A 22,364-nucleotide genomic window follows, 5' to 3' on the forward strand; every position below is an offset into this window, starting at 1 on the left:
GCCTCCGCCGTTGGTTGATCCTCCGTTGCCGTGCGGGGCTCGGATGCCGTGCGGGTCCGGGTTGCCGGGCGGGGCCGGTCAGGGCGGTCCCTCGGATTCCAACCCGGCCCAGCCGCGCGGGCTCTCCGTCTCGCCCGGCTGGTCGCCGGTGGCGATGTCCCGGTCCACCACGGTGTCCGTGTGCTCCTCGGCGAAGTCGTCGTCCGGGATCTCCACGTCCGGGTCTCCGATCGCGGCTGAACGCTCGTCGTGGGTGGTCATGTCGCCCCCTGTGGTCTCCGGAGCCTGGTGGTCACCTGCCGTCTACCCGGGCCCACGAGCACGAAACGTCCTGGGTGTGGTCTGGGTCACAACGGCTGCCGGAATCGGGCGCCTCCGCCGACGGTTGGGGACAGATGTCGGTGTGTTCAGTGTCCCCGGGCCTCAACCCACCTGCCTTCGCGGAATACCGTTCGGCTGGAGCCGCGTTGCGCCTTTCGCCGCGAGGCGACCAGCACACCGGCATCTGTGACGCCCCCGGGTCTCCCGGGGGCGTCACACTGTCTCCCGGGGCGTCACACTTTGCACCGGGCTGGTTGACGGGCACCGGATCCGGGTACTCGGTCGCCGTGACTGAAGATCGCTGTGACCTGCACCCCGCGAACCCGCGCGCTGCGGAGGCAGGGACGCCCGCCGTGCCCGGATCCGGAGATGCCACCCGTTAGGGGTACGGCTACCGTGTCCGTCGATTCGCATGGCAATATCGGGCAAATGTCTGCCCCGCATCGGAGTTCCGGGGGACTGGTGACGCGCCGGTCCGCGACCATGGCCGGCGCACCGGCCCAGGGACGCCTCAGCACCCGTGCCCGGACACTGGCCGCGGCAGCGCTGCCGCAGATCGCGTCCACGGGTCCGCACCCGGTCGAACTGGCCGGGCTCCTGCAGGAGCTGTCCGTACGGCTGCTGGACGCCGCCGACGTGCCCCAGGCGCTGGAGCGGCTGGCGGATTTCACGGTGCAGGCCGTACCCGGCGTGCTGCGCTGCTCGGCGGCGCTGATCGGCGACGGCACCCCGCTGACCCGGGCCACCGCGGGGCCGCGGGCGCAGGCCCTCGACGACCTCCAGTACGCGGTCGGGGACGGGCCGGGCCTGGACGCCACCCGCACCCGCACGCTCGTGACCGCCCAGGACCTGCCCGCCGACCCGCGGTGGCCGCAGCTGGCCGACTGCGCCCGGGCCGAGGGGGTGCACGCGGTCGTGGCCATCCCGCTCGACGTGCAGCGCACGTCGGTCGGCGCGCTGAGTCTGTTCGTGGCGCATCCGCAGGGTGTCCAGCCGGAGCTGCTGCTGACCGCGATGGCGATCGTCGGTCAGGCCGAGGTGCTGATCGGGGAGGTGCAGCGGCGCAGCGGACTGCACGAGGGCGCGACGGTCGACCGTGCGGTCGGGGTGATCATCGCCCAGCGCGGATGCAGCGTCCGCGAGGCGTACGACGTGCTGCACGACACCGCGCGGCGGCTCGGCCTGGACCGCCGAACGGTCGCCGAGCGGCTCATCGCGGCCGCGGCCCGCAACGCGGAGCCGTGACGCCTCGGTTGATCCGTGGCATCGCGGGCGTCGGTCGGTGCGTCACGCCGGCGGTGACCGGCCGATCCGGGAGCGGTCAGCCCACCCGCTGAACGACCTCGAACTCCAGCAGGCTGGCGCCCGAGGCGACCGGCTTGGACCGTTCGCCCGCGTGCGCCTGCCGACCGGATCCGGTCGACCACGCCTGGAAGTCCTCCTCGGTCTCCCAGCGCGTGTAGACGAAGTACCGGCTCTCCCCGGCCACCGGTCGCAGCAGCTCGAAGCCGAGGAAGCCCGGGGCGTTCTCGACGGCTCCCAGCCGCGCCGCGAAGCGCTTCTCGAGTTCCGGTCCGGCGCCTTCCGGCACCTCGATCGCGTTGATCTTCACGACTGCCATGGGCTCCAGGCTAATGCGCACAGACGTCGGGGGCACGGGCGGCCGTGGCCACCCGTACCCCCGATGTGGTGCTGTTCGTCAGCCGCGGCCCGTGGACGGGCTGTCCGGGTCGTCCGCGTCGGCCGGCGCGGCGTTCTGCTCGGCGGCCTCCGCGTCGGCGGCGCGCTGGGCCTGTGCCGAGCGCTGCGCCAGCGGGATCTCGGGCAGGAAGAACACCACGATGAGACCGATGATCATCACGCCGAGGGCCATCAGGTACACGATGTGGATGCTGTCCGAGAAGCCCACCTTGAACGGGTGCGCGATCGCGTCCGCCAGCCGGCCGAGGAACGACGTGTCGCTGAGCGCCCCGCCGCTCTGGGTCTGCTGCAGCAGCTCACCCTGTTTCGGGTTCGCTGCGATCGCCTGCTGGAAGCCCGGGGTCGAGGCGGCCGTGTGGTAGGCGTCCCGGATCTTGTCCGGCAGGACGTTGAACAGCACCGACAGGAAGATCGCCGTGCCCAGCGTGCCGCCCATCGACCGGAAGAACGTCACCGAGCTGGTCGCCACGCCGATCTCGCGCGGTGACACCGCATTCTGCACCGCCGTGATCATTGGCTGCATGTTGCCGCCCAGGCCGAGACCCATCAGCACCATGACCAGCATCGTCTTCCACAGCGGGGTGTCCGCTCCCACCAGCGCGAACAGACCGAGAGACGCGGCCATGAGCACACTGCCGATGATCGGGAAGATGCGGTACCGGCCGGTGCGGGAGATGAGCTGACCCGCGGTGATCGAGCCCGCCATGATGCCGACGACGAACGGGATCATCTGCAGGCCCGCGATCGTGGGGGAGGAGCCCTTCACGATCTGCAGGTACAGCGGGACGGTCATCAGGCCACCGAACATCGCCATGCCGATGATCGTGCTGGAGGTCGCGCCGACCGCGACTGTCCGGTTGCGGAACAGGCGCAGCGGCAGCAGTGCCTCGTCCCCGTACGCCCGCTCGGCGAAGATGAAGGCGACCAGGCCGAGCGCGCCGATGACGAAGCAGGCGATGGCGCGCGGCGAGTCCCAGCCCCAGTCGCGGCCCTGCTCGGCGACCGTGAGCAGCGGCACCAGGCCGACGATCAGGGCCAGCGCGCCGGGCCAGTCGATGCGGTGGTCGGTGCGGTGATGCGGCAGGTGCAGGACCTTCGCCACGACGGCCATGGCCGCGATGCCGATCGGCACGTTCAGGTAGAACACCCAGCGCCAGCCGTCGACCCCCAGGATCGTTTCCTGTCCGGCGAAGAAGCCGCCCAGGATCGGGCCGATGACGCTGGCGGTGCCGAAGACCGCGAGGAAGAAGCCCTGGTAGCGGGCGCGCTCGCGCGGCGGCACGATGTCGCCGATGATCGCCAGCGCGAGCGACATGAGACCGCCCGCGCCGATGCCCTGGATGGCACGGAACGCGGCCAGCTCGTACATGTTCTGGGCGAGGCCGCAGAGGACCGAGCCGACGATGAACACACCGATCGCGAACAGGAAGAAGCCGCGGCGGCCGTAGATGTCGGACAGCTTGCCGTACAGCGGGGTGGAGATCGTCGAGGTGATCAAGAAGGCGGTGGTCGCCCACGCCTGCATGTCGAAGCCGTGGAGGTCGTCGGCGATGGTCCGGGTCGCCGTGGCCATGATCGTCTGGTCCAGGGCGGCCAGGAACATGCCCATCATCAGGCCCGCGAGGATCGTGAGGATCTGGCGGTGGGTGAAGTCCGCGGACATTCCCGCCTTTGCGGGCGCGCCGCCGGGTGGACCGGCCGGCGCCGTCGCGGTGGTACTCGCGTTACTCACGAAATCTCCCGTGGGGTTGGTGCTGAGTCGCGGCGCATCAGTGCCTCGACGGAGCTGTTGAATTCCTCGAAAAGGGCGGTGAACGCCGCGACCCGCTCCGCAGGCCAGGCACCCAGCGCCTCACTGAGCAGCGCGTGACGCGCCTCGTGCATCCGCTGGCATGCGGCCTGGCCGGCTTCCGTGGCGGCCAGCCGTGACGACCTGCCGTCGGTCGGGTCGGCCTCGCGCCTGGCCAGGCCCGCCTTCACCAACTGGGCGGCCTGCCGGCTGATCGTCGAGGGGTCCGCCTGCTTGACCTCGGCGAGGTCGGTGACGCGCAGCGGGCCCTGGTGGCACAGCGGGAAGAGCAGCATGAGCGCCGAGAATTCGGCTCCGAAATCCCCAACGTTGAGCATGCTCTTGGCGCGGGCGCCCAGTCGGGCGAACCGCACAATCTCGCCGGCGAGCCGGCTCACGCCGTCCTCGGCGTCCCGTTCCACCACGTCATGCCGTCCCATCGCACTCGGCGCGCGGCCACGCCTTGCAGGGGGTGGCCACGCTGTGATCACTGCGTTGTCGAACCGGTTCCGGCGGTCATCCGCCGCGCGGTGCCGGGCACCCTGCGGATTCGGGCAGCCCGGTCATCGTGCTTCCGGTGCCGTTCGCGGAACGCGATCCCGGCCCGGTCTCGGGTCGCACACTGCGCCCGTACGTTTGCCTGCGCCCGGCAGCTCATCCTGACCCCGGCGCTGATCTGTGTAGCGTACAACTTGTTGTTTGGGGAAAGCACCTCATGTGGTGCGGATCTCCCATATGCCCGTGACCAGCAGTTCTGTCTCCTCTAGTGATTCTGGAACGGGCACGGCATACTCCGCGATCCGAGTGAAGAGATGTTTCGGGAGGAATCCTCGGCCCGGATCACCCACCAGCACCCGGACCCCGGAGCGGGCCGCCCGATGCAGGGCCCGGGCCATCGGCGGGCCCACCGCCGGGCTGTAGAACGCGTCGCCCGCCAGAACCACCTCGGGACCGCCGGCGTCTGCCGGTCCCGCGCCCGCTCCGCTGCCACGGTGGCCCGCTCCGCTGCCACGGTGGGACGTGCCCGCGCCCGGGTCGGCCGCGTCGTGGGTGCTGTCTCCGTGCACCCCTGAGCCGAGGGACTCGGCGGCATCACCGAGGATCGCCCGGACGTGGACGCCGTTCGCGGCGGCGTTGCGGGCCACCGCCGCCCGGGCCGCCGGGTCGACGTCCACCGCGCGGACCTCGGCGGCGCCCGCCCGGGCCGCCGCGATGGCCACCAGGCCCGATCCGGACGCGAGGTCCAGCACCCGGCGGCCACGCACGATCTCGGGATGATCCAGTACGTGGCGCGCGAGCGCCTGGCCGCCCGCCCAGGCGAACGCCCAGAACGGGGGCGGTTCCTCGCTGCGGAACTCTCCGCCGGTCAGGTCGAAGAGCCCGACGTCGGCGGCCACCAGGAACAGCGAGATCTCCGGTACGAAGGGCAACGGCTGTAGGACAGGCTCGATCGGCACCGGATGATTGTCCGGGCCGCCCGGCCGGCCGTCGGGGAGCACCGGCCCGAAATGATCGGGATGGTCACGGTGAGCCCCACCCGCCGTCGCGGGTCGTGACGGGGACGTCGCCCGCCGTACCGCCCCGGATCCGTACGGTGCGGCGGTGAGCCGTACCCTCCATCGTGGTCACCGGGTGGCTGTCATCCTCCGGCAGTCGGCACGGTCCGACGTGGCCAACCGGCCGTGGATGCGCCAGACTCCTCGCGGGTGGCGTCCGGGCGACAACACCACATCGAGGGGGTGCCTCGGCCGAAAGACCTGTTATCGCAGCCGGTCGGACTCATCCGGGCGGCGGCAGTACCGGGCGGTAGGCTCCGGCGCGCTCGTGCGGTCCGGCTGTTAATACGGCGAGCCCGCGGGCGCCGCGATTTTAGACTTCGACGACGGTTATCGACGGGAGGCTGGCATGGGCGACGAGGTGATCTCCGTGCTCGTCGTCGACGGCCACCAGACCTTCGCCGAGCGACTGGGTGTGGCGCTGCGGGGCCAGCCCGACCTGCGCTACGTGGGCCACGCCCGCAGCGGGGAGCAGGCGATCCGCCTCGCCGCGGAGCTGAAGCCCGACGTGATCCTGCTCGATCCCGAGCTGCCCGACGCGGACGGCATCGCGATCGCGGAAATGTTGCGGCACCGTCAGCCGGAGACCCGGGTGGTCATCCTGACGGCCAGCAGCGAGGCGACCCTGGTGGGCCGGGCGACGGAGGCGGGTGCCGCGGGATTCCTCAATAAGAACGGTGCCATCGGCGACGTGCTCAACGCGGTGCACACCGCGCACGGTGGCGGCATGACGGTCTCCACCGACATCCTTGCCCGGCTGCTGCGCAGCACCACTCCGGTGGTCGGCCCGCGGGCCGGCGGTCTCACCGCGCGGGAGCACGAGGTGCTGGCGCTCATGGGTGCCGGTCTCGACCCACGCGCGATCGCCCGCCGGCTCGGCATCAGCGTGCACACCTGCCGCGGGTACGTGAAGGCGGTGCTGGCGAAGCTCGACGCGCACAGCCAGCTGGAGGCGGTCGCGGTGGCCACCCGGCGCGGGCTGATTCAGCCGGATCGCCAGTACGGACGGTAATTCCCGCGGTGACTCAACCGCGACCGGCCGAAATCCGTACCACTGGGCAGAGCGCCACCGGTGATCGACGGCGCCAGCGCGGGTGGAGGAATCGCGTGGAACGTACAGTTTCCGGCGATGTGACGGGCAGCGGCGGCGTGTCCGATGCGTCCGTTGCGGTCGCAGACCTGCCGTCGGCCTCCGGCGCGCACTGGGCCAACAGGGACTCCGAGGGAGACCGTCGTCGTCCTGGCGGCGCCGACGAGTCGTTCGGCCGCACGCCCTCGTCGAGCTCCCTGCCGGGCGAGTCGCCGGCACCCCGCGGCCCGCGCACGGGCTCCCCATCCACCGAGGACAGTTCCTCCTGGGCGTTCAGCGTGTCCCGGCCCGACGCGGAGCGTGACGGTGACCGCACGACCGGCGGATCCGGGCCGAACCGTGGCCCGCAGCCGGGCGGGGCCCGTGCCGGTCGCGGGTCGGATTCGGGCGAGTCCGCCCGGGGGCGCGGTCCGCAGGCCGATGGTGACCCTTCCCGGCGCGCGGCGGGACCGGGCGCACTGCCCCGCCGGGTGGCGGGGGCCACGACCGGTGAGTTGCCCCGGCGGGTGCCTGGATCAGCGACTGGCGACACCCTGCCGGGCGCCCCCGGTGCGCGCGAGGGCCAACCGCCGCGGGCCGACCGTCCCGCCGGATCCGCCGCGGACCGCCGTGGCGGGAACGGGCCCGCCGACAAGCTTCCCCGCCGGACCGCCGAGGGGGCCCTGGACGCGCGCCGGTCGGCTGAGGCGGCGTCGCCGGAGGGCACCGCCGACGCACCCTGGCGGGACGAGGCCGGGTACCCCGCGCGTCGCGAGGCGCCCGAACCGCCGTACGGGCCGGCGCCGCCCGGCACCGGTGGTCGCGTCTCCTTCGGCTTCACCGCGGGCCCGATCAGCGGTGCGCACGCCCGCCCCGGCACCCAGGCAGCCCCGGGCCCGTCTCTGGAACGCCCGGTCCCCGTCACCACGCCGCCCGGCCCGCCCACCGCGGCCCCGGGACGAGGGCCGTCCCCCGCCAGTCCGGGGCGAGGGCCGTCCCCCGCCCATGGGGGGCGAGGACCTTCCCCGGCTGATCAAGGGCGAGGACCTTCCCCGGCTGATCAAGGGCGGGGGCCGTCTGCTGCCGCCCAGGGGGCCGGGCCGGTACCGACCTCCCCGCGCCCGGCGCCGGCTCCGCCGCGCGGGCCGGTCGGCACTGTCGCGCAGCACGACGCGGCTTCGGGCCGGTCCGGCGGGCGCGCCCCGACACCGGCGCCGGTGTCTCCCGTGGTGGACCTCGGCGATGCACCGGACCCGCCGGCCATCGGGGACATCGTCAACGGCCCGGGGCGCGAGATACGCCCACACCGCGCATCCCGCCGCGACACGGCCAGCCGCAAGGGGGAGGGCCGCAAAGCGGACGGGCACCACCCCGACGGGCACCACACGGACGGCCAAAAAGCGGACGGGCGCAAAGCGGACGGACACAAAGCGGACGGGCGCAAAGCGGACGGTCGGCCGCAGCCCGGCGCTGGAGCCCCGCCGGCCCGGCGGCGATCCCGCGCCGCCACGGCCGTCGCGGTCGGGCTCACCGGCGTCATCCTGCTGGCCGGTACGGTCGCGGGCGTCGTCTTCTTCTCCGGCGCCAACGGCGACATCACGTCCGTCCTGCAGCTGGGGGCGGGCTCGGCGGACCGGCGTACCGCGACCGCGCCGCTCAACGGGCGGACCGCCGCCAGCCTTGAGGTGTTCGGCGGGATCGGGAAGCTGACCGTGACCAGCGAGGACCTCGGCGACCAGCTGTACCGGATCACCGCGGCGGACGGGTCGGACAGCGTGCCCGCCCCGGTGATCACGGACGACCAGGTACGGCTGTCCGTCACCCCGGCCGGCGACGGCGCGCCCGACGCGGTAGAGGTCGTCCTGTCTGCCAAGGTCCGCTGGTCGCTGCGGTTCACCGGCGGTGCGGACGAGCAGCTCATCGACCTCAGCCGGGGCCAGGTCGGCGACGTGGCGCTGACCGGGGGAGCGCGCCGGGTCGTGCTGACCCTGCCCAAGCCGGTGGGCACCGTCGCGGTACGTGTCGACGGTGCCCTCGACGAGCTGTCCGTGAAGTCACCCACGGACGCGCCGGTCCGGGTCAAGGTGCAGAGCGGCGCGAAGACCGTCACCGCGGGTACCCGGACGCTGCGCGACGTCGCTCCCGGCTCGACCCTGACCCCGAAGAACTGGCAGGTGCCGGACCGCTACGACCTCGAAGCGGCGGCCCGGATCACCTTGCTGCGGGTGGAGACGAGCTAGTCCTCCAGCAGGACGCCCGGGTTCAGGGTGCCGGCCGGGTCCAGCGCGGCCTTGATCCGGCGCATCGCGGCCACCTCGGCGTCCGAACGCGACAGTGACAGCCACCGGGCCTTGGCCCGGCCCACGCCGTGTTCCGAGCTGATGCTGCCGCGCCGCCGCGCCACCAGGTGCAGCACCGCGTCGGTGACCTGCTCGGCGTGCGGGCCCGCGTCCAGCACGTTGACGTGCAGGTTGCCCTCGCCCAGGTGGCCGAAGAGGATCGGCCGCGCCGCGGGTGCGACCGCCGCCACGGTGGCGGGCAGGTCGGCGACCAGCCCGGCCAGCTCGCGCAGCGGGACGCTCACGTCCAGCTTCACCGGTACCCCGGCGGCGCTGATCGCCTCCGTGTGGGTCTCCCGGTACGCCCACAGCTTCGCCACGCCCGCCGCGTCGGAGGCCACGGTCGCGTCGCGTACCGCTTCGCTGACTCCGAGCACCTCGAGCAGCTCGTCGGTGGGGTCGGTGCGCGCCGCGCACTCCAGCACGACGTACGCCGGGTGCTCGTCGGCGAACGGCGCGGCCAGCCGCCCGTGTCCGCGTACCAGCTCCAGGCCCTCGGCCAGGAACAGCTCGGCCGCGGACAGCGACGGCAGCCCGGCGCGGGCCGCCGCCAGCAGCTCCAGGGCCCCGGGCACCCCGTCGACCGCCACCAGGGCCACCGCGCGGGCGGGCAGCAGCGGCACCAGCCGCAGCCGTACCTTGGTGATCACCGCGAGGGTGCCTTCGCTGCCCGCCAGCAGCTGGGTGAGGTCGTACCCGGTGTTGTCCTTGGCCAGGCCGACCAGGCGACTGACCACCGTACCGTCGGCCAGGACGGCCTCGATGCCGGTCAGCTGCTCGCGCATGCTGCCGTAGCGGACGACCCGGATCCCGCCCGCGTTCGTCGCGACCAGACCGCCGATGGTGGCCGCCGAGCGGGCGGCCAGGTCCACCCCCACGTCGAGCCCGTGCGGGCGGGCATGCTGCTGAAGCTTCTCCAGCGTGACCCCGGCACCGACGGTGACCTGCGCCTCCACCGTGTCGACCGGCTCGGTGTCGGTGAGCCGGCCGAGGCTGAGCAGCACCTCGCCGCCCGCGGGCACGCCCGCGCCGACCAGGCCGGTGTTGCCGCCCTGCACGGTGATGGCCACGCCCGCGTCGGCGCAGGCGCGCACCACCGCGGCGACCTCGGCGGTGTCCGCGGGACGCACCACGCAGCACGCCTCGCCGGTGAACCGGCGGGTCCAGTCCGTCTCGTACGGTGCCTTCAGGTCGGCGTCGACGAGGACGTGGCTCGGCCCGACGATCCCGGTGAGCCGGTCGGTGAGGTCGCTCATGCCAGGACGCGCAGCCGTACGGTCTGGTCCATGGCCCGCAGCTGCTCCAGGACGTCCTCGGCGTAGTCCCCGCTGATGTCCGTGACCAGGTATCCGTACTCGCCGCGGGTGGTCAGCAGTTGACCCTCCACATTGACCTTGTGATCGGCGAGGATGCTGTTGACCTGGGCCAGCACGCCCGGAGTGTTGAGGTGCACGTGCCCGATGCGGCTCATGCCCTCCTGCACCGGCAGGGCGACGCTGGGCAGGTTGACGCTCAGCGTGGTGTTGCCCTCCTGCACGAAGCTGGCGAGCTTGGTCGCCACGAAGTTGCCGATGTCGGACTGCGCCTCCTCGGTGGACCCGCCGATGTGCGGGGTGAGGATGACGTTGGGCAGTCCGCGCAGCTCGGAGACGAACTCGTCGCCGCGGCCCTTCGGCTCCTTGGGGAACACGTCCACCGCGGCGCCGGAGAGGTGCCCGCTGGTGAGGGCCTCCCGCAGGGCGACGTGGTCGACCACGATGCCGCGGGAGAGGTTCAGGAAGATCGCCCCCTTGGTCATCCGGGCGAACTGCTCCGCGCCGAAGAAGCCCGCGTTGCCCGGTCGGCCGTCGACGTGCAGCGTGATGATGTCGGAGGATTCGAGCAGCTCGTCCAGGCTGTCGCAGCGCCGGGCGTTGCCCAGGGCCAGCTTGTCGGCGGTGTCGTAGAACGACACCTGCATGCCGATGCTCTCGGCCAGCACGGACAGCTGGGTGCCGATGTTGCCGTACCCGACGATGCCGATGCGCCGCCCGCGGATCTCGTGGCTGCCCTCGGCCGCCTTGTCCCAGACGCCGCTGTGCATGCCGCTGTTCTTCTCGGTGAGCCGGCGGGTCAGCGCGATGATCTCGGCCAGGGCCAGCTCGACCACGGAACGGGTGTTGGAGAACGGCGCGTTGAAGACCGCGATCCCCGCCCGCGAGGCGGCCGGCAGGTCGATCTGGTCGGTGCCGATGCAGAACGCGCCGATCGCGACGAGGCTGTTCGCCGCCTCCAGCACCTTGGCGCTCACCCGGGTCTTGGAGCGGATGCCCAGCAGGTGTACGCCGTCGATCCGTTCGATCAGCTCGGCCTCGTCGAGGGCGTTGCGGACGGATTCGACCTCGTAACCGTTGGCCTCGAGCCGGGTCACGGCGTCCGGATGAATGCTCTCCAGCAGGAGGACTCGTACCTTGGCTTGGTCGATCATCAGTTTCCGTTTCGTGTGCGGTTGCGCCGTCCGGGCCGCCACGCCGAAGCCCAGCTCACGGCACCCCAGCGTAGTGCCCTCCCCGGCCGCCCCCACCAGGGTGTGCCGGATGTCCCACGCCGCTCAATACGTGAGACGAGCGCGCACCCAGGGCAGCAGGGCCTCGCCCTGGGCGCGCTGGAACGCCCGTACCGTGGGGATGCCCGGCGGCGGAGGCTGCCGGGCCCGGTCCACGAAGTAGCCCGCGAGCCCCGCCATGATCGCGGTGACGGTCCGCGGGTCGATGCCGGTGAGCACCGGCGCCGGGTCGCCGCCGTGCACGATGACGTTCTCCGCCAGCAGTACGGTGTCCAGCCAGTCCGGGCCGACGCAGCCCCACGGCCAGTCGACGACGACCACCGTGCCCTCCGGGCGCAGCAGCATGTTGTCCGCGCGGACGTCGCAGTGGCACAGGGTGTCGCCGTCGAGCGTCGTCAGCGCCCACCGGGCGGCGGCGCGCAGCTCGTCCAGGTGGTCGCGGGCCCACGGGTCCAGGTCCGGCGGTGGATCCGCGGCCAGCCGGTCCCAGCCGGCGAAGTTGTCCGCCAGCCGGTCGGCGGCCATGGGCAGGTCGGCCATGGGGGAGGGGGTCAGCGCGGTGGCCAGCAGCCGCAGTCCGCGTACGGCGGCGGCCAGCTCGTCCGGCCGCCACGGGGTGTACGGGTGCCGCCCCTCGATGTCCTCCAGGACGAGCGCCACCCAGTCGCCGTCGTCGTAGCTGCCGACGAACCGTGGCACGGGCGCGTGCACCGGCAGGGCCGCGCTGATCCGGGCCTCCTGCCGGGCCAGCTCGGTCGAGCGTTCGTTGAGCGCCGGGCTGACCGCCTTGACGAACGCGGCCCCGCCCGCCGCGGTGCGGACCCGGTCCGCGGTGCCCGGGGAGAACCCGCCCGGCTGGGACTCGGCCGCGACGACGGGCGAACCGAGGATCTCCTCGATCGCGTCACGGACGTGGGCGGGCACGTCGGCCCACCTGATCCGGACTCCCACGGCAGCGACCATGCCGGGATCGTGGCAGGTCAGCGGGCTGTGGGCCACGGACTTTCTGTCCGGGTGCGCCGGGGCTCGTGCTCTCCTGTCGGCGGCCGGCCCGGCTCAGTGCTCCGCGTCGCCTGTGGCGGCGTGGAGGAAGTCGGCGATCAGCGCGAGCTGATCCGCGTCGTAGCGCCGCAGCAGCCGGACCATCGCTTCCGCGTGCCCGGCGTAGTGCGGCTCGACGCGTTCCCGGATCTGCTCGTCCACCCGCGAGACGATGACCTTGCGCCGGTCGGTCGCATCGCGCTCGCGCCGCACGAACCCGGCCCGTTCCAGCCGGTCCAGCACGCCGGTGACCGTGCCGGTGCGCAGCCCCGTCAGCTCGGCCAACCGGCCCGGGGTGAGTGGCCCGTGCACCTCCAGCAGCGTCATGAACTGGGCGTCGCTCGGCCCGAGGCGCAGCCGCTCGGCGACCTGGTGGCTGTAGAGCACGGCCGACGCGATCATGCGCCGGACGGCGTCGACGATCTCGGTCTCCTGAACCTCGCGCGGTTTGTTCGTGGACACAAGTATCTCGCTATCGCTAGTATCTCGTTGTGGCGAGATAATCGGCGGTACGAGATAGTTTCCCATGACAGGAGAGGGCCATGACGGACGTCAGGACCGCGATGATCATCGGTGGTGGCATCGCCGGGCCGGTCACGGCGATCGCGCTGCGGCGCGCCGGCATCGACGCGACCGTGTACGAGGCGCACCACTCCCGCGCGGACGGCATCGGCGGCGCGCTCATGCTGGCCCCCAACGGGCTGGCCGCACTGCGGGCCATCGGCGCCGCCGCGACCGTCGAGCGGGTCGGCCTGCCCACCCCCCGGATGGTGATGGAGACCGGGGCGGGCAAGCGACTCGGCACGTTCGAGGACCTGCCCGGCGTGCCCACCAGCCGCACCTTCGCCCGTCCGGACCTCTACGCCGCCCTGCTCGAGGTCGCGACCGCCGCCGGGGTGCGGGTCGAGTACGGCAAGCGCCTCGCCGGATTCGACTCCACCGCGGACGGGGTGCTCGCCCGGTTCGCCGACGGCACCACGGCCGCGGCGGACGTGCTCGTCGGGGCCGACGGCATCCGGTCCACCGTGCGGGCGCTGCTGGACCCGGGTGCGCCGCAGCCGCGGTCGGTCCGGCTGCTCGGGCTCGGCGGGTGGGTCGACGGGTCCGGGCTGCGGGGCACCGGCGGCGCGATGCATTTCGCGTTCGGGCGGCGCGCGTTCTTCGGATACCAGATCGAGGACGACGGCCGGGCCGGATGGTTCGCCAACCTGCCCTCGCCGGAGCCGGTGACTGCGGCCCAGGCCAGGCTGACCCCCGAGGCCGAATGGCTGCGACGGCTGCGCGCCGTGTACGCCGACGACACCCTGCCCGCGCTGGCCCTGCTGGACCGCGTGCCCGAGGGTGGCCTGGTCAACGTCGGTACGATGCAGGACATGCCGCCCGTACCGGTCTGGCACCGCGGCCGGGCCGTGCTGGTCGGCGACGCCGCGCACGCGACCTCGCCCAGTTCCGGGCAGGGTGCGTCGCTGGCCATCGAGAGCGCGGTCGAGCTGGCCCGGTGCCTGCGCGACCTGCCGCTGCCCCAGGCGTTCGCCGCCTACGAGGCGCTGCGCCGCCACCGCGTCGAGAAGATCATCAAGCGAACCGCGCGGGTGAACAGCGACAAGGCTCCCGGCCCGGTCGGCCGTCTCGTTCGCGACCTGACCTTCCCCATCGCCATGCGCACCTTCTACCGCCAGGAGCGGATGATGGGCTGGGTGCACCGGCACGCCATCGACTGGGACGCTGTCGTCGCGTCACCCGGTCATTCTCCGGTGGCCGGTCATTCTCCGGTGGCCGGTCATTCTCCGGTGGAGCGTGCGAACCGGTAGTGCGCGACTGCGTCCGTGGGCACGAACCCGGTCACCTCGTAGCCCTCGGTCGCGTCGCCGCCGAGCAGGCGTTCCCCGGCGCCGAGCAGGACCGGGACGACCGCCACGTGCATCTCGTCGACGAGCCCGGCGCGCAGGCACTGCCGGATCGTGGCGACGCCCCCGCCGAGGCGGACGTCCCGGCCGCCCGCCGCCGCGAACGCCCGCTCCAACGCCGCGGCGATGCCGTCGGTGACGAAGTGGAACGTCGTGCCGCCCCGCATCGGCACGTCTGCGCGCGGATGGTGGGTGAGCACGAAGACGTCGTGGTGATACGGCGGCTCCTCGCCCCACCAGCCGCGCCACGACTCGTCCGGCCAGGGCCCCCGCACCGGGCCGAACATGTTGCGCCCCATCACCGTGGCGCCGATGTTCTCGTCGCCGGCGCGGAGGAAGTCGTCGTCCACCCCCTCGTCGCCGCCTTCCTCGCCGATCATCGCCCGCCCCGTCCGGGTGCGGAACACCCAGGTGTGCAGGGCCTCGCCGCCGGCCCCGAGCGGATCCTCCAGATCCTGCGCGGGACCGGCCGCGAACCCGTCGAGGGACATCGAGATGTTGTGTACGCGCAGCTTGGGCACTGTCTCCTCCTTGCGTCGCCGGTGACCCTATCCGCTACCACCGACGACATTGGCCGCCCACGCTCGGCGGCCGGCCCTACGGGCTCGGCTCGCCCCACAATGTTTCGACCGTCACGTCGAGCGCTGCGGCGACCTTGAGCGCGAGATACACCGAAGGCGCGTAGTCACCCCGCTCCATGGCGATGATCGTCTGCCGGCTGACCTGGATGGTGGCGGCGAGACTCTGCTGGGTGAGACCGGCCGCCGCGCGCGCGGCGCGGATGCGTTGACCCGCCATGCCGTCGGCGGTGGAGGCCCGCACCGGGCCTCCGGCGGCGGCCATCACTCCGCGTCCGGCTGGACCGTGGCTTCCCGGCGGCGGCGTCGGATCGTCATCACCGCGAGCCAGGCCACGGCCACGGCCGCGCCGATGATCCCTCCCACCACCGTGGCACGCAGCGGGCGGGCGTGAGTCGCGAAGGGGGCCATCGCCCCGACCGTGAACACCACGTACGGCAGGGCGTACGCCACCGTCCACAGGATGCGCTTCGCCGACCAGGTCCGCGGTGCGATGGTGACCTGCCGCCGGTGCACGTACGCGGTGCACAGGATGAGCGGGAGGTACAGCGCCAGGAGCACCACCACGAGCGGCACGACCGTGGGCCGCCCGCCGATCCACACCATCACGGCACACGCCGACGGCACGGTCAGCCACTGGACGCCGGCGGCGGTGGCGATGCCCTCATACCAGTGCAGGCGCTCGCGTTCGTCGCCGTACATGTCGCCGTGATGGTCGAGCATCGACTCCGCGATGCGGTCCGTGATGCTCCTGCGCTCGTCCGTCGGGGTTGTCATTGTCATGCACTCATCATGGAGTCAAGTTCTCTTTACGTCAAGAGCACTTAACATCCGCAGTTCGGGTGGCGACGCCGCGGAACTACCAGTGTTTCGCGCTGGTGCGGTCGATCGGCACCTCCAGCAGTCGCGGACCGGTCACCGGTCGGCGCAGTTCCTCGCGCAGCTCCTCCAGCGACTCCGCCCGTGAAGCGGGCAGGCCGTAGCCGCGGGCCAGCTGCACCGTGTCGATGCCCGGCACCTGAAGGCCGGGAACCCCGTTGGTGCCGAGCAACCGGCAGTAGTCCTCGAGCACCGCGTAGCGGTCGTTGCGCAGCACGACCACGGTGACCGGTACGCGGTAGCGGGCGGCGCTCCACAGCGCCGGAACCGTGTACTGCAACGCCCCGTCACCGACCACCGCCAGGACGGGCCGGTCCGGCCGGGCCAGCTGCACCCCGATCGCCGCCGGAAGGCCGAAGCCGAGGCTGGCGCCGCCCGGGCTGTAGAAGCTGCCCGGAGCCTGGAACCGGATCTGATCCTGGCAGTCACGCATGTTGGACACCGACTCGCAGACCACGACGCGCTCCGGCGGTGTCGTCTGGGCGATCGCCGCGTACACGGCTGCCGCGGTCGGCGTGGGATCGGTTGAGCCGGTCGGCTGCGGTCGCGGACCGGTGGGCGGATGCCGACGCTCGGACGTCGCCGCGGCGGCGGCCAGCCACCGCAGAGCCGTGGCGAGATCGCCGACGATCGCCTCGCCCAGCGCCGCCCGCGCGGCCTCCTGCGGATCGTCGGTCAGCATGACCAGCGTGGCGTCGTCGGCCAGGACCTGGCCCGGCTCGTGCGGGTAATACCGGAACACCGAGGCGCCGGCCACCAGGACCAGGTCGTGTTCCTGCAGCGCCTTGCCGACACCGGCTTCGGTGGCCGGCAGGACGCCCTGGAAGGCGGGATGCGCGGTGGGGAAGCCGCACCGGGGCTCCAGCGGCGCCCAGTACACCGGCAGCCGGTACCGTTCCGCCAGTTCCACGGCAGGCTGCCACGCCTCGCGGGTGTCCAACCCGGCTCCGACCAGCAGCACGGGGGAGCGCGCCGCGGCCAGCCGCCCGGCCAGCGACCCCAGCGCCGCCTGGTCGGGGCCCGCGTTCGCGTGCACCGTACGTTGCGTCAGCTGGTTGACCCGACCGGCGTCGACCTCGGCGCCCCAGTCGTCCATCGGCAGCGAAACGAAGACCGGCCCCTTCGGGGGGAGCGTGGCGAGATGGACCGCGCGGGCCAGGGCGGCCGGGACGTCCTGCGGCCGGGGTGGCTCGAAGCTCCACTTGACCAGCGGCCGGGGCAGGCTGCGCGGATCCGGGTTGGTCAGCAGCGCCTCGGCCGTCAGCAGGGCGCGAACCTGCTGGCCGGCCGTGATGACCAGGGGAGTCCGCGCGCCGGCGGCGTTCACCAGGGCGCCCATGGCGGTGGCCACGCCGGGGGCGCTGTGCAGGTTGACGAGCGCGGGTCGGCCGGTCGCCTGCGCGTAGCCGTCGGCCATGCCGACCACCACGCCCTCCTGCAGGCCCAGCACGTAGCGGAAGTCAGCCGGGAAGTCGGCCAGCATCGGCAGCTCCGTGGAACCGGGGTTGCCGAAGATCGTGGTGAGCCCGTGGGCCCGGAACACGTCGAACGCTGCCTGCCGTACCGAGATCATGCGGCAAACGTGGCTCAGCAGAACCGGGCCCGCCAAGGTCGAAGGTCCCGTCAGGCGGTGTGGGGTGCTTGTGGCGCTGCCGTTTCAACGAATCCACCCCCAGCCGCGTTGCCGCCGCGTATCGGGGCGGAAACCACCTGGCCGAGCAATTCCGGGGGATTTGTGACCACGCGCACGGGTCGGCGGCGGCTCAATGGAGCCAGTTCAGTGCCGGGCCGGGCCGGCGAGAATCGTGGCCACCGCCTGCTCAAGTCCCAGGGTCGTACCATGTGGCGATTTCGTGTGGACCAGCAGCGCCGGGATGCCGACCGCCTCGGCGCCCGCAATGTCGGCGACCGGATTGTCGCCGATCATCCACCTGCGCGGCGGCTCACCCATCGCGCGCAAGGCGCGCCGAAAGAACTCCGGATGGGGCTTCTCCCAGCCCACGACACTCGAGCTGAAGACGGTATCCACGTCGCTGGCAAGGCCGAGCTGGGTCACGAGTCGGTCCAGCTCGGGAACATGGTTGCTCAGGATGGCGTTTCGCCAGCCCGCGCGGGCCGTAGCTCGCAGACAGGCTCGAGCACCGGGAAAGACCACCCACTTGTCCGCTTCGGTGAATCGGAGCCGAACCAGCTGAGCGGCTTCGCGGGCACGCGCCGTGGCCACTCCGGCGCCGCGCAGGGCGGTCGCGAGCAGGGGCTCGAGCTCAGCCCACCACGCGTCCGCGTCCACCAGGTGTTCATGACCTCGGTCATGGTGGTGCCAGCGAAATCCCGTCTGGAGGAAGGGCCGGATCTCGTCGCGCCCGATGACCAGCTCCGGGCCACTGGTCTCCGCGAGGCACTCGAGCAGGCAAGCGCTCCACATGCCAGGTCGCTGGGCCAGAGTGCCGTCGAAATCCCAGAAGACAACCGGAGCGGACACGCGTTTGATCTTACGCGTCGATGGGAGTCATGCCGTCGATGGGAGTCATGCCAGAGTCAAGACGCCCCGAGGCGGAACGCCGGCCTCAGGCGGAGTCAGCCCACACTGGCACATCCCCCATGCCTGCTCTCGATCCACGGCGTACCGTCGAGGGCTACCGGCGAGATTTTCCGGACGTGCTCGTCCACCGTCTCCACGCTGACGGAAGCAGCGAGAGCCGTGGGCTGATCCGCGACGCAGTTCCACTCGACCACCACGTCGACGGGCACCGTCATACCCGGCTCGACCGGGCGTACCTTCTCGGGGCTGCGTACGGTGACGCCCGGCTGGTCGACGCGGACGGCAAGGACGTTGATCGACCTTGGCCCGGCATTGACGACCGTCGCCTGGGCTTCGATGCGTACCCGCCGCTGCTCCTTGTGCACCATCATCAGGTCGGCCTTTGCGAAGAGCAGCACCGAGACCGCGGACTCTGCCCGCTCCACCGACGCTGCCAAGGGCTGATACCGCCAGATGTACGTCGCGACGCCGCCCAGTACCGCGCCGGCCAGAAACAACACCACCGCGGCCAGGACCAGCGCCCGCGCGGTGGCGCGTCTGCGCCATCGCCCTTCCGGCGTCCCGTTCGGTGGTGTCCGGTACTGAGCCGGCTGGTCCAGATCGATCACCGCCTACCCCTTCCTGCCAAGCCCGCCGTAGCTTTCGGGCCAAGAGCCGGCACTCGCGGGCATCGAGTACGGGCGCAGCGTACCCATTGACAGCCACCGCCTACCTCCACAATGGCCGATGGGGATCGCATGTCGCCGTGGTGGCCAGGCGCGAGACGGTTCCATTCGCAGAGTCGGATCGTGATTTCCCAGTCGACATCGATGCCCGCCGGTGCCTGGTCGGTCGGCAAGTAACGACGGCCTGGCCTGCTGCGCTGCGCCATTTTTGGGAAACCAGGGTCGCGGACCCGGGATGAAGTTCGCAGGGTCGCTCATCCAGAATCCACAGCGCCGCGCCTACCGGAGGCTCTCCACGATCTCTTGGGCGAGGTCGAGGCTCCCCGCCGCCACGAACCGCTGACGGCGATCCATTGCCTTGGCTATCTCGGCGATCGAATCGAAGTGGTAGTCGAGCGGTACGGGCTTCCCGTCGAGGTCAAGTACGGTGCCGCCGGAGGCGTAGAGGATGTAGTGCCCGGGAGCGAGGTCCCAGACGGCGAAGCCCTTGGCGAACTCAAGGACGGCTTCGGTCATGCCAGCGGCAACGTGACACAGGCTGACCGAGCCGAAGTCCACGCCAATCCGACCCCGGCTCTTGCCGTCGCTGCCGGGTGTGTCGAGAGCTTCGAGAAGCTGTGACTTCTGGGCAAGCGGGACGAATCTTTCGCCGGGTCGCATCAGGAAGTTGGTGACGAGCGACTCGGACAGCGCCTTCTTGGTGTGCTGTCGCATCTCGTACGCCTGCGAGTCGGCCGTGATGACGAAGGCACGGTCGGCGCCGTGTTCGTCGCGCGCGCCGATGTAGAGCTGGAGGTGGTGGAAGATGTCGCCGACCACCGCGATCACAGGCCGGGTAGCGGCACGGGAGTAGACCATGACGTGCGTGTAGCCGAGCAGGCCACGCACGGCCAGTTCGCTGGTGTCCAACGGGTCGACCAGCACGCAGAGGTCCGGGTCGGGGTTGTCGCCGATGACCTCGGGTTCGGCTTCCTCGGAGGCGTAGACGAACGAGCCGAGGATCGGGGTGAGCAGTTCGCGGTAGCGGCGGTGCATCCACAGGTCGTGCTCTGACAGGAAGTTGTCCTCGTGGCGGAGGTTCTCGCTCTCGCCCCGCCGTCCGGTGAGTGCTGCCTCGACGAGTCGGGGACGCAGGTCCAGCATCACGCCGCGTACCGTCTCGGCGATCCTGGCTGCGAGATCGGGGATGTCGTTGGTCGTCTCCATCGCTGTCGCTCCTGTCTACTCAGCGAAGCTCCAACGGCGGTTCGATGCCCGGAGGGCTCATCGTCGCGGCTATGAAGACCGCCTGGAACTTCGCCGCCTGCATGATTGGGCCGCCGGTGAGGTCGTCGAAGCTATCGACCTTCAAGGATTCACCCTTGGTCATGGCTCCGAACACGGCGAAGTACAGCTCTGCGCCGGGGTATCGCTGGCGTAGCTCGCGGGCGACGAGCCCCACGACGTCGGCGTGTTTGACCTCGAAGTCGAAAATCACGATGACTGGGGCCTCCCCCGACTCGGGGTAGTGCGACTCTGCCCCGAAGGTGATCTCGTTCCGGACGCGGTTGCATCTGAGGTACCCGATGGGGCAGCGATTGAACTGGGCGGACGCCAGAAAGGTCGCCATTACCAAGCCCGCTTCGTTGATTCCGAAGCAGATGTCGGCGTCGAGTCGTCGGCCGAGGCTCTTGATCTGCCTCATCAGCCGTTGGACGCCGAACCCGAATGTGTTCCAGGTCAGGTCGAGCAGTTGGCCGGGGTTGGGGTTAGGCAGTGAGAACGCGCAGATGGCTGGGGTTCCATTGTCGATCGTGGGCACGGCGAGGGTGAAGTCAGGTCCGATGATGTTGTCGCGGTCGGATGATCCGCCGACAACGGCGTTACGCACCTGGAGAGAGTCGCTTGTCGCCGCGACGGACGAGCGGGCGGCGGTGGTCTTCAGCGCCAGTTGGTCTTCCGGGGCGAGCTTCTCGTACGCCTCCTGGATCAGGTCGCCGGGGAAGATGACCTCGTCAGCCGCGCCGTGTGGTCCGCGTCCGTACGCGGTGGCCAGGATGAGCAGGCTCGCGAAGGACGGCGGAGAGCCGACCCCAGCGCTGCCGCGTGCCCGCGCCCAGCTCTCCCAGGCGTTGATCGTGGTTCCACCGAGGGTGGTCTGATTGCCGGTGACCTCGTTGTAGCGGGTGGCCGCCTGGTCCTGCGACAGTCCTGCCGCGTAACGGAACGCCTGGATGCTGGGCAGGCCCTGATGGTGATTCATCAGCTCGTGCGCTGCCGCTTTGACCGATCCACAGGAGAAATACAGGGCCTTGCCCTGTTTCGCAAGCTCACGCCCGCGTGCTTGGGGAGATTGGCTCTGCACCCCATCCGTGCCCATGCTGACCTCTTCCCCCGTACGGTCGCGACTTCGTTGCTCATCCGTCGTGACGGTCACCCTACTGTTGCCCATCGTGATGGGCAACGACCCTGACAGCCACGAAACCCCAGTTCAGACCCACACAGAGATCCGAGGGGGAACGGACCGGTTCGCAGGTGTGCGGAAGCCTCTGACAATGCGATCGTTTTCCCAGCTCGATCAACGAGTCGAGCCCATGGGAGCCCCGCCCGTCGTCCCAGCGATCGAGCGAAGGCGGCGGGCGGCAGCCATGAGGTGTTCAGTGCGGGGAGGTGAAAGTGGAGCGCCGCGTACCGCCCGCGAAGCGCGAGGTCTTTCCGGGCGTCACCCTGACAGTGAGCGTCGTCGGCGGCTACTCCATCGTGCGAGACGGCGACTACATCGGCTGGATTCACGCCAGCCTCGGTGACCGCTGGAACGCATACGTGAGACGGCCGGGAACCGGCGGTGACCTCGTTGGCCGATTCGCTCAGGAGGAAGCCGTGAAAGCCATCGTGACCGCCTGGGACATGCAGGCGGTCCTCCCGAGCGGACGGCGGTCGTGACAGCGCCGAGAGAGTATCCACCGGCCGTGCTGGTGCATTCCGAGTCCTGCCCCGACGTGGCAAGCCTGCGCGCGCACGGGGCGGTCTTGATCCCGATGGTTACTCCGGCTATTGCTCGCGCGTACCCGAACGGGCGGATGCACAACTGCTACCACTTCACTCTGCAAGCGCGCGGCGTCGTGGAGACGGTGCAGTACCCGCAGCATGAGTACGAGGAATCCACGGTGGTGTACGAGGATGCAGCCAGGCCGCTGTGCGTGGTCTGCATGGGCACCCATGGCGCACTCGACCGTCTGATCCTGCCGCCGGGCGTGCGCTAGGTCCGCTACGCCGCGAACCCTTCTATGTCGTTGCGCGCGCTCTGCCTTTCGAGACAAGGAGGATCGGATGCTTGAGGCAGCCAATACCGGGAGTGACGTCATGTCTTGTGCGGCGGTACACGCCAAGCTGGTCTATTTATGGTGGAGCTGCCGAGTCATGACGCTGCCGATCTGTGTGCCTGATGTGCGG

Annotated in this window: 23 protein-coding genes; 6 read left to right on the forward strand and 17 right to left on the reverse strand. The window is 71.2% G+C overall.

Annotated elements, in window-relative coordinates:
* Window positions 1–78: 78 nt before the first annotated feature.
* Entirely contained in the window at window positions 79–261 is a 183-nt protein-coding gene (locus ACMCNO_RS08740) for a hypothetical protein (RefSeq protein WP_412748899.1), read from the reverse strand.
* Between the two features lie 489 nt (window positions 262–750).
* Between ACMCNO_RS08740 and ACMCNO_RS08745 the strand changes: the two genes are divergently transcribed.
* Entirely contained in the window at window positions 751–1,566 is an 816-nt protein-coding gene (locus tag ACMCNO_RS08745; RefSeq protein WP_412748900.1) for an ANTAR domain-containing protein, read from the forward strand.
* A 76-nt stretch (window positions 1,567–1,642) separates the two neighbouring features.
* Here the strand turns inward: ACMCNO_RS08745 and ACMCNO_RS08750 are convergent, their stop codons facing one another.
* The 4 genes from ACMCNO_RS08750 to ACMCNO_RS08765 all read right to left on the reverse strand — a co-directional run bounded on the left by ACMCNO_RS08750 (window position 1,643) and on the right by ACMCNO_RS08765 (window position 5,268).
* Window positions 1,643–1,942 (reverse strand): antibiotic biosynthesis monooxygenase family protein, encoded by a 300-nt coding sequence (locus ACMCNO_RS08750; protein ID WP_412748901.1) that lies wholly within the window; start codon window positions 1,940–1,942, stop codon window positions 1,643–1,645.
* Window positions 1,943–2,020: 78 nt separating this feature from the next.
* On the reverse strand, window positions 2,021–3,754 hold the full coding sequence (locus ACMCNO_RS08755; RefSeq protein WP_412748902.1) for an MDR family MFS transporter: 1,734 nt from the start codon (window positions 3,752–3,754) through the stop codon (window positions 2,021–2,023).
* Entirely contained in the window at window positions 3,751–4,236 is a 486-nt protein-coding gene (locus ACMCNO_RS08760; RefSeq protein WP_412748903.1) for a MarR family winged helix-turn-helix transcriptional regulator, read from the reverse strand. The genes ACMCNO_RS08755 and ACMCNO_RS08760 overlap by 4 nt, the downstream gene beginning before the upstream one ends.
* A 288-nt stretch (window positions 4,237–4,524) precedes the next feature.
* Window positions 4,525–5,268, reverse strand: coding sequence for a class I SAM-dependent methyltransferase (locus ACMCNO_RS08765; RefSeq protein WP_412748904.1), 744 nt, complete (start codon window positions 5,266–5,268; stop codon window positions 4,525–4,527).
* 448 nt (window positions 5,269–5,716) lie between these two features.
* On the opposite strand from ACMCNO_RS08765, the gene ACMCNO_RS08770 reads away from it, so the two are divergent.
* Both ACMCNO_RS08770 and ACMCNO_RS08775 read left to right on the forward strand, forming a co-directional pair.
* Entirely contained in the window at window positions 5,717–6,379 is a 663-nt protein-coding gene (locus tag ACMCNO_RS08770) for a response regulator (RefSeq protein ID WP_412748905.1), read from the forward strand.
* Between the two features lie 1,274 nt (window positions 6,380–7,653).
* Window positions 7,654–8,676, forward strand: a complete 1,023-nt coding sequence (locus tag ACMCNO_RS08775) for a hypothetical protein (protein WP_412748906.1) — start codon at window positions 7,654–7,656, stop codon at window positions 8,674–8,676.
* Here the strand turns inward: ACMCNO_RS08775 and ACMCNO_RS08780 are convergent.
* The 4 genes from ACMCNO_RS08780 to ACMCNO_RS08795 all read right to left on the reverse strand — a co-directional run bounded on the left by ACMCNO_RS08780 (window position 8,673) and on the right by ACMCNO_RS08795 (window position 12,823).
* The gene (locus ACMCNO_RS08780; protein ID WP_412748907.1) at window positions 8,673–10,031 is read right to left on the reverse strand and encodes an FAD-binding oxidoreductase; all 1,359 of its coding nucleotides are present in this window, start codon (window positions 10,029–10,031) and stop codon (window positions 8,673–8,675) included. The genes ACMCNO_RS08775 and ACMCNO_RS08780 overlap by 4 nt on opposite strands.
* Window positions 10,028–11,242 (reverse strand): phosphoglycerate dehydrogenase, encoded by a 1,215-nt coding sequence (gene serA, locus ACMCNO_RS08785; RefSeq protein ID WP_412748908.1) that lies wholly within the window; start codon window positions 11,240–11,242, stop codon window positions 10,028–10,030. The genes ACMCNO_RS08780 and serA overlap by 4 nt, the downstream gene beginning before the upstream one ends.
* 123 nt (window positions 11,243–11,365) lie before the next feature.
* The gene (locus tag ACMCNO_RS08790) at window positions 11,366–12,283 is read right to left on the reverse strand and encodes an aminoglycoside phosphotransferase family protein (protein WP_412748909.1); all 918 of its coding nucleotides are present in this window, start codon (window positions 12,281–12,283) and stop codon (window positions 11,366–11,368) included.
* Between the two features lie 93 nt (window positions 12,284–12,376).
* Complete coding sequence (locus ACMCNO_RS08795) at window positions 12,377–12,823, reverse strand: MarR family winged helix-turn-helix transcriptional regulator (protein ID WP_412748910.1); 447 nt, start codon at window positions 12,821–12,823, stop codon at window positions 12,377–12,379.
* A gap of 80 nt (window positions 12,824–12,903) precedes the next feature.
* Between ACMCNO_RS08795 and ACMCNO_RS08800 the strand changes: the two genes are divergently transcribed.
* Window positions 12,904–14,172 carry an FAD-dependent oxidoreductase gene (locus tag ACMCNO_RS08800; RefSeq protein WP_412748911.1) on the forward strand — a complete coding sequence of 423 codons (1,269 nt, stop codon included), beginning with the start codon at window positions 12,904–12,906 and terminating at the stop codon, window positions 14,170–14,172.
* Here the strand turns inward: ACMCNO_RS08800 and ACMCNO_RS08805 are convergent.
* From ACMCNO_RS08805 to ACMCNO_RS08840, 8 genes are all read right to left on the reverse strand, one after another.
* Entirely contained in the window at window positions 14,142–14,789 is a 648-nt protein-coding gene (locus ACMCNO_RS08805) for a dihydrofolate reductase family protein (protein WP_412748912.1), read from the reverse strand. The two genes, ACMCNO_RS08800 and ACMCNO_RS08805, sit on opposite strands and share 31 nt — an antisense overlap.
* A 76-nt stretch (window positions 14,790–14,865) precedes the next feature.
* A complete protein-coding gene (locus tag ACMCNO_RS08810) occupies window positions 14,866–15,090 on the reverse strand; it encodes a helix-turn-helix transcriptional regulator (protein WP_412748913.1) in 225 nt (74 codons plus the stop codon).
* Window positions 15,091–15,110: 20 nt separating this feature from the next.
* On the reverse strand, window positions 15,111–15,629 hold the full coding sequence (locus tag ACMCNO_RS08815; RefSeq protein ID WP_412748914.1) for a hypothetical protein: 519 nt from the start codon (window positions 15,627–15,629) through the stop codon (window positions 15,111–15,113).
* Window positions 15,630–15,705: 76 nt separating this feature from the next.
* Entirely contained in the window at window positions 15,706–17,298 is a 1,593-nt protein-coding gene (gene mdlC, locus ACMCNO_RS08820; protein ID WP_412748915.1) for a benzoylformate decarboxylase, read from the reverse strand.
* Between the two features lie 204 nt (window positions 17,299–17,502).
* Window positions 17,503–18,207: an HAD family hydrolase gene (locus ACMCNO_RS08825; RefSeq protein ID WP_412748916.1), complete on the reverse strand. Its 705-nt coding sequence runs from the start codon at window positions 18,205–18,207 to the stop codon at window positions 17,503–17,505.
* 95 nt (window positions 18,208–18,302) lie between these two features.
* Complete coding sequence (locus ACMCNO_RS08830) at window positions 18,303–18,875, reverse strand: hypothetical protein (RefSeq protein ID WP_412748917.1); 573 nt, start codon at window positions 18,873–18,875, stop codon at window positions 18,303–18,305.
* A 336-nt stretch (window positions 18,876–19,211) separates the two neighbouring features.
* Complete coding sequence (locus ACMCNO_RS08835) at window positions 19,212–20,138, reverse strand: inositol monophosphatase family protein (RefSeq protein WP_412748918.1); 927 nt, start codon at window positions 20,136–20,138, stop codon at window positions 19,212–19,214.
* A gap of 19 nt (window positions 20,139–20,157) precedes the next feature.
* Entirely contained in the window at window positions 20,158–21,348 is a 1,191-nt protein-coding gene (locus ACMCNO_RS08840) for a hypothetical protein (protein WP_412748919.1), read from the reverse strand.
* Between the two features lie 239 nt (window positions 21,349–21,587).
* Here ACMCNO_RS08840 and ACMCNO_RS08845 point away from each other — a divergent pair, with 239 nt between their 5' ends.
* Window positions 21,588–21,854, forward strand: a complete 267-nt coding sequence (locus tag ACMCNO_RS08845; protein ID WP_412748920.1) for a hypothetical protein — start codon at window positions 21,588–21,590, stop codon at window positions 21,852–21,854.
* Window positions 21,851–22,174: a hypothetical protein gene (locus ACMCNO_RS08850; RefSeq protein WP_412748921.1), complete on the forward strand. Its 324-nt coding sequence runs from the start codon at window positions 21,851–21,853 to the stop codon at window positions 22,172–22,174. The genes ACMCNO_RS08845 and ACMCNO_RS08850 overlap by 4 nt, the downstream gene beginning before the upstream one ends.
* Window positions 22,175–22,364: the final 190 nt, after the last annotated feature.

Source organism: Krasilnikovia sp. M28-CT-15, from assembly GCF_047159595.1.
Lineage (GTDB): Bacteria > Actinomycetota > Actinomycetes > Mycobacteriales > Micromonosporaceae > Actinoplanes.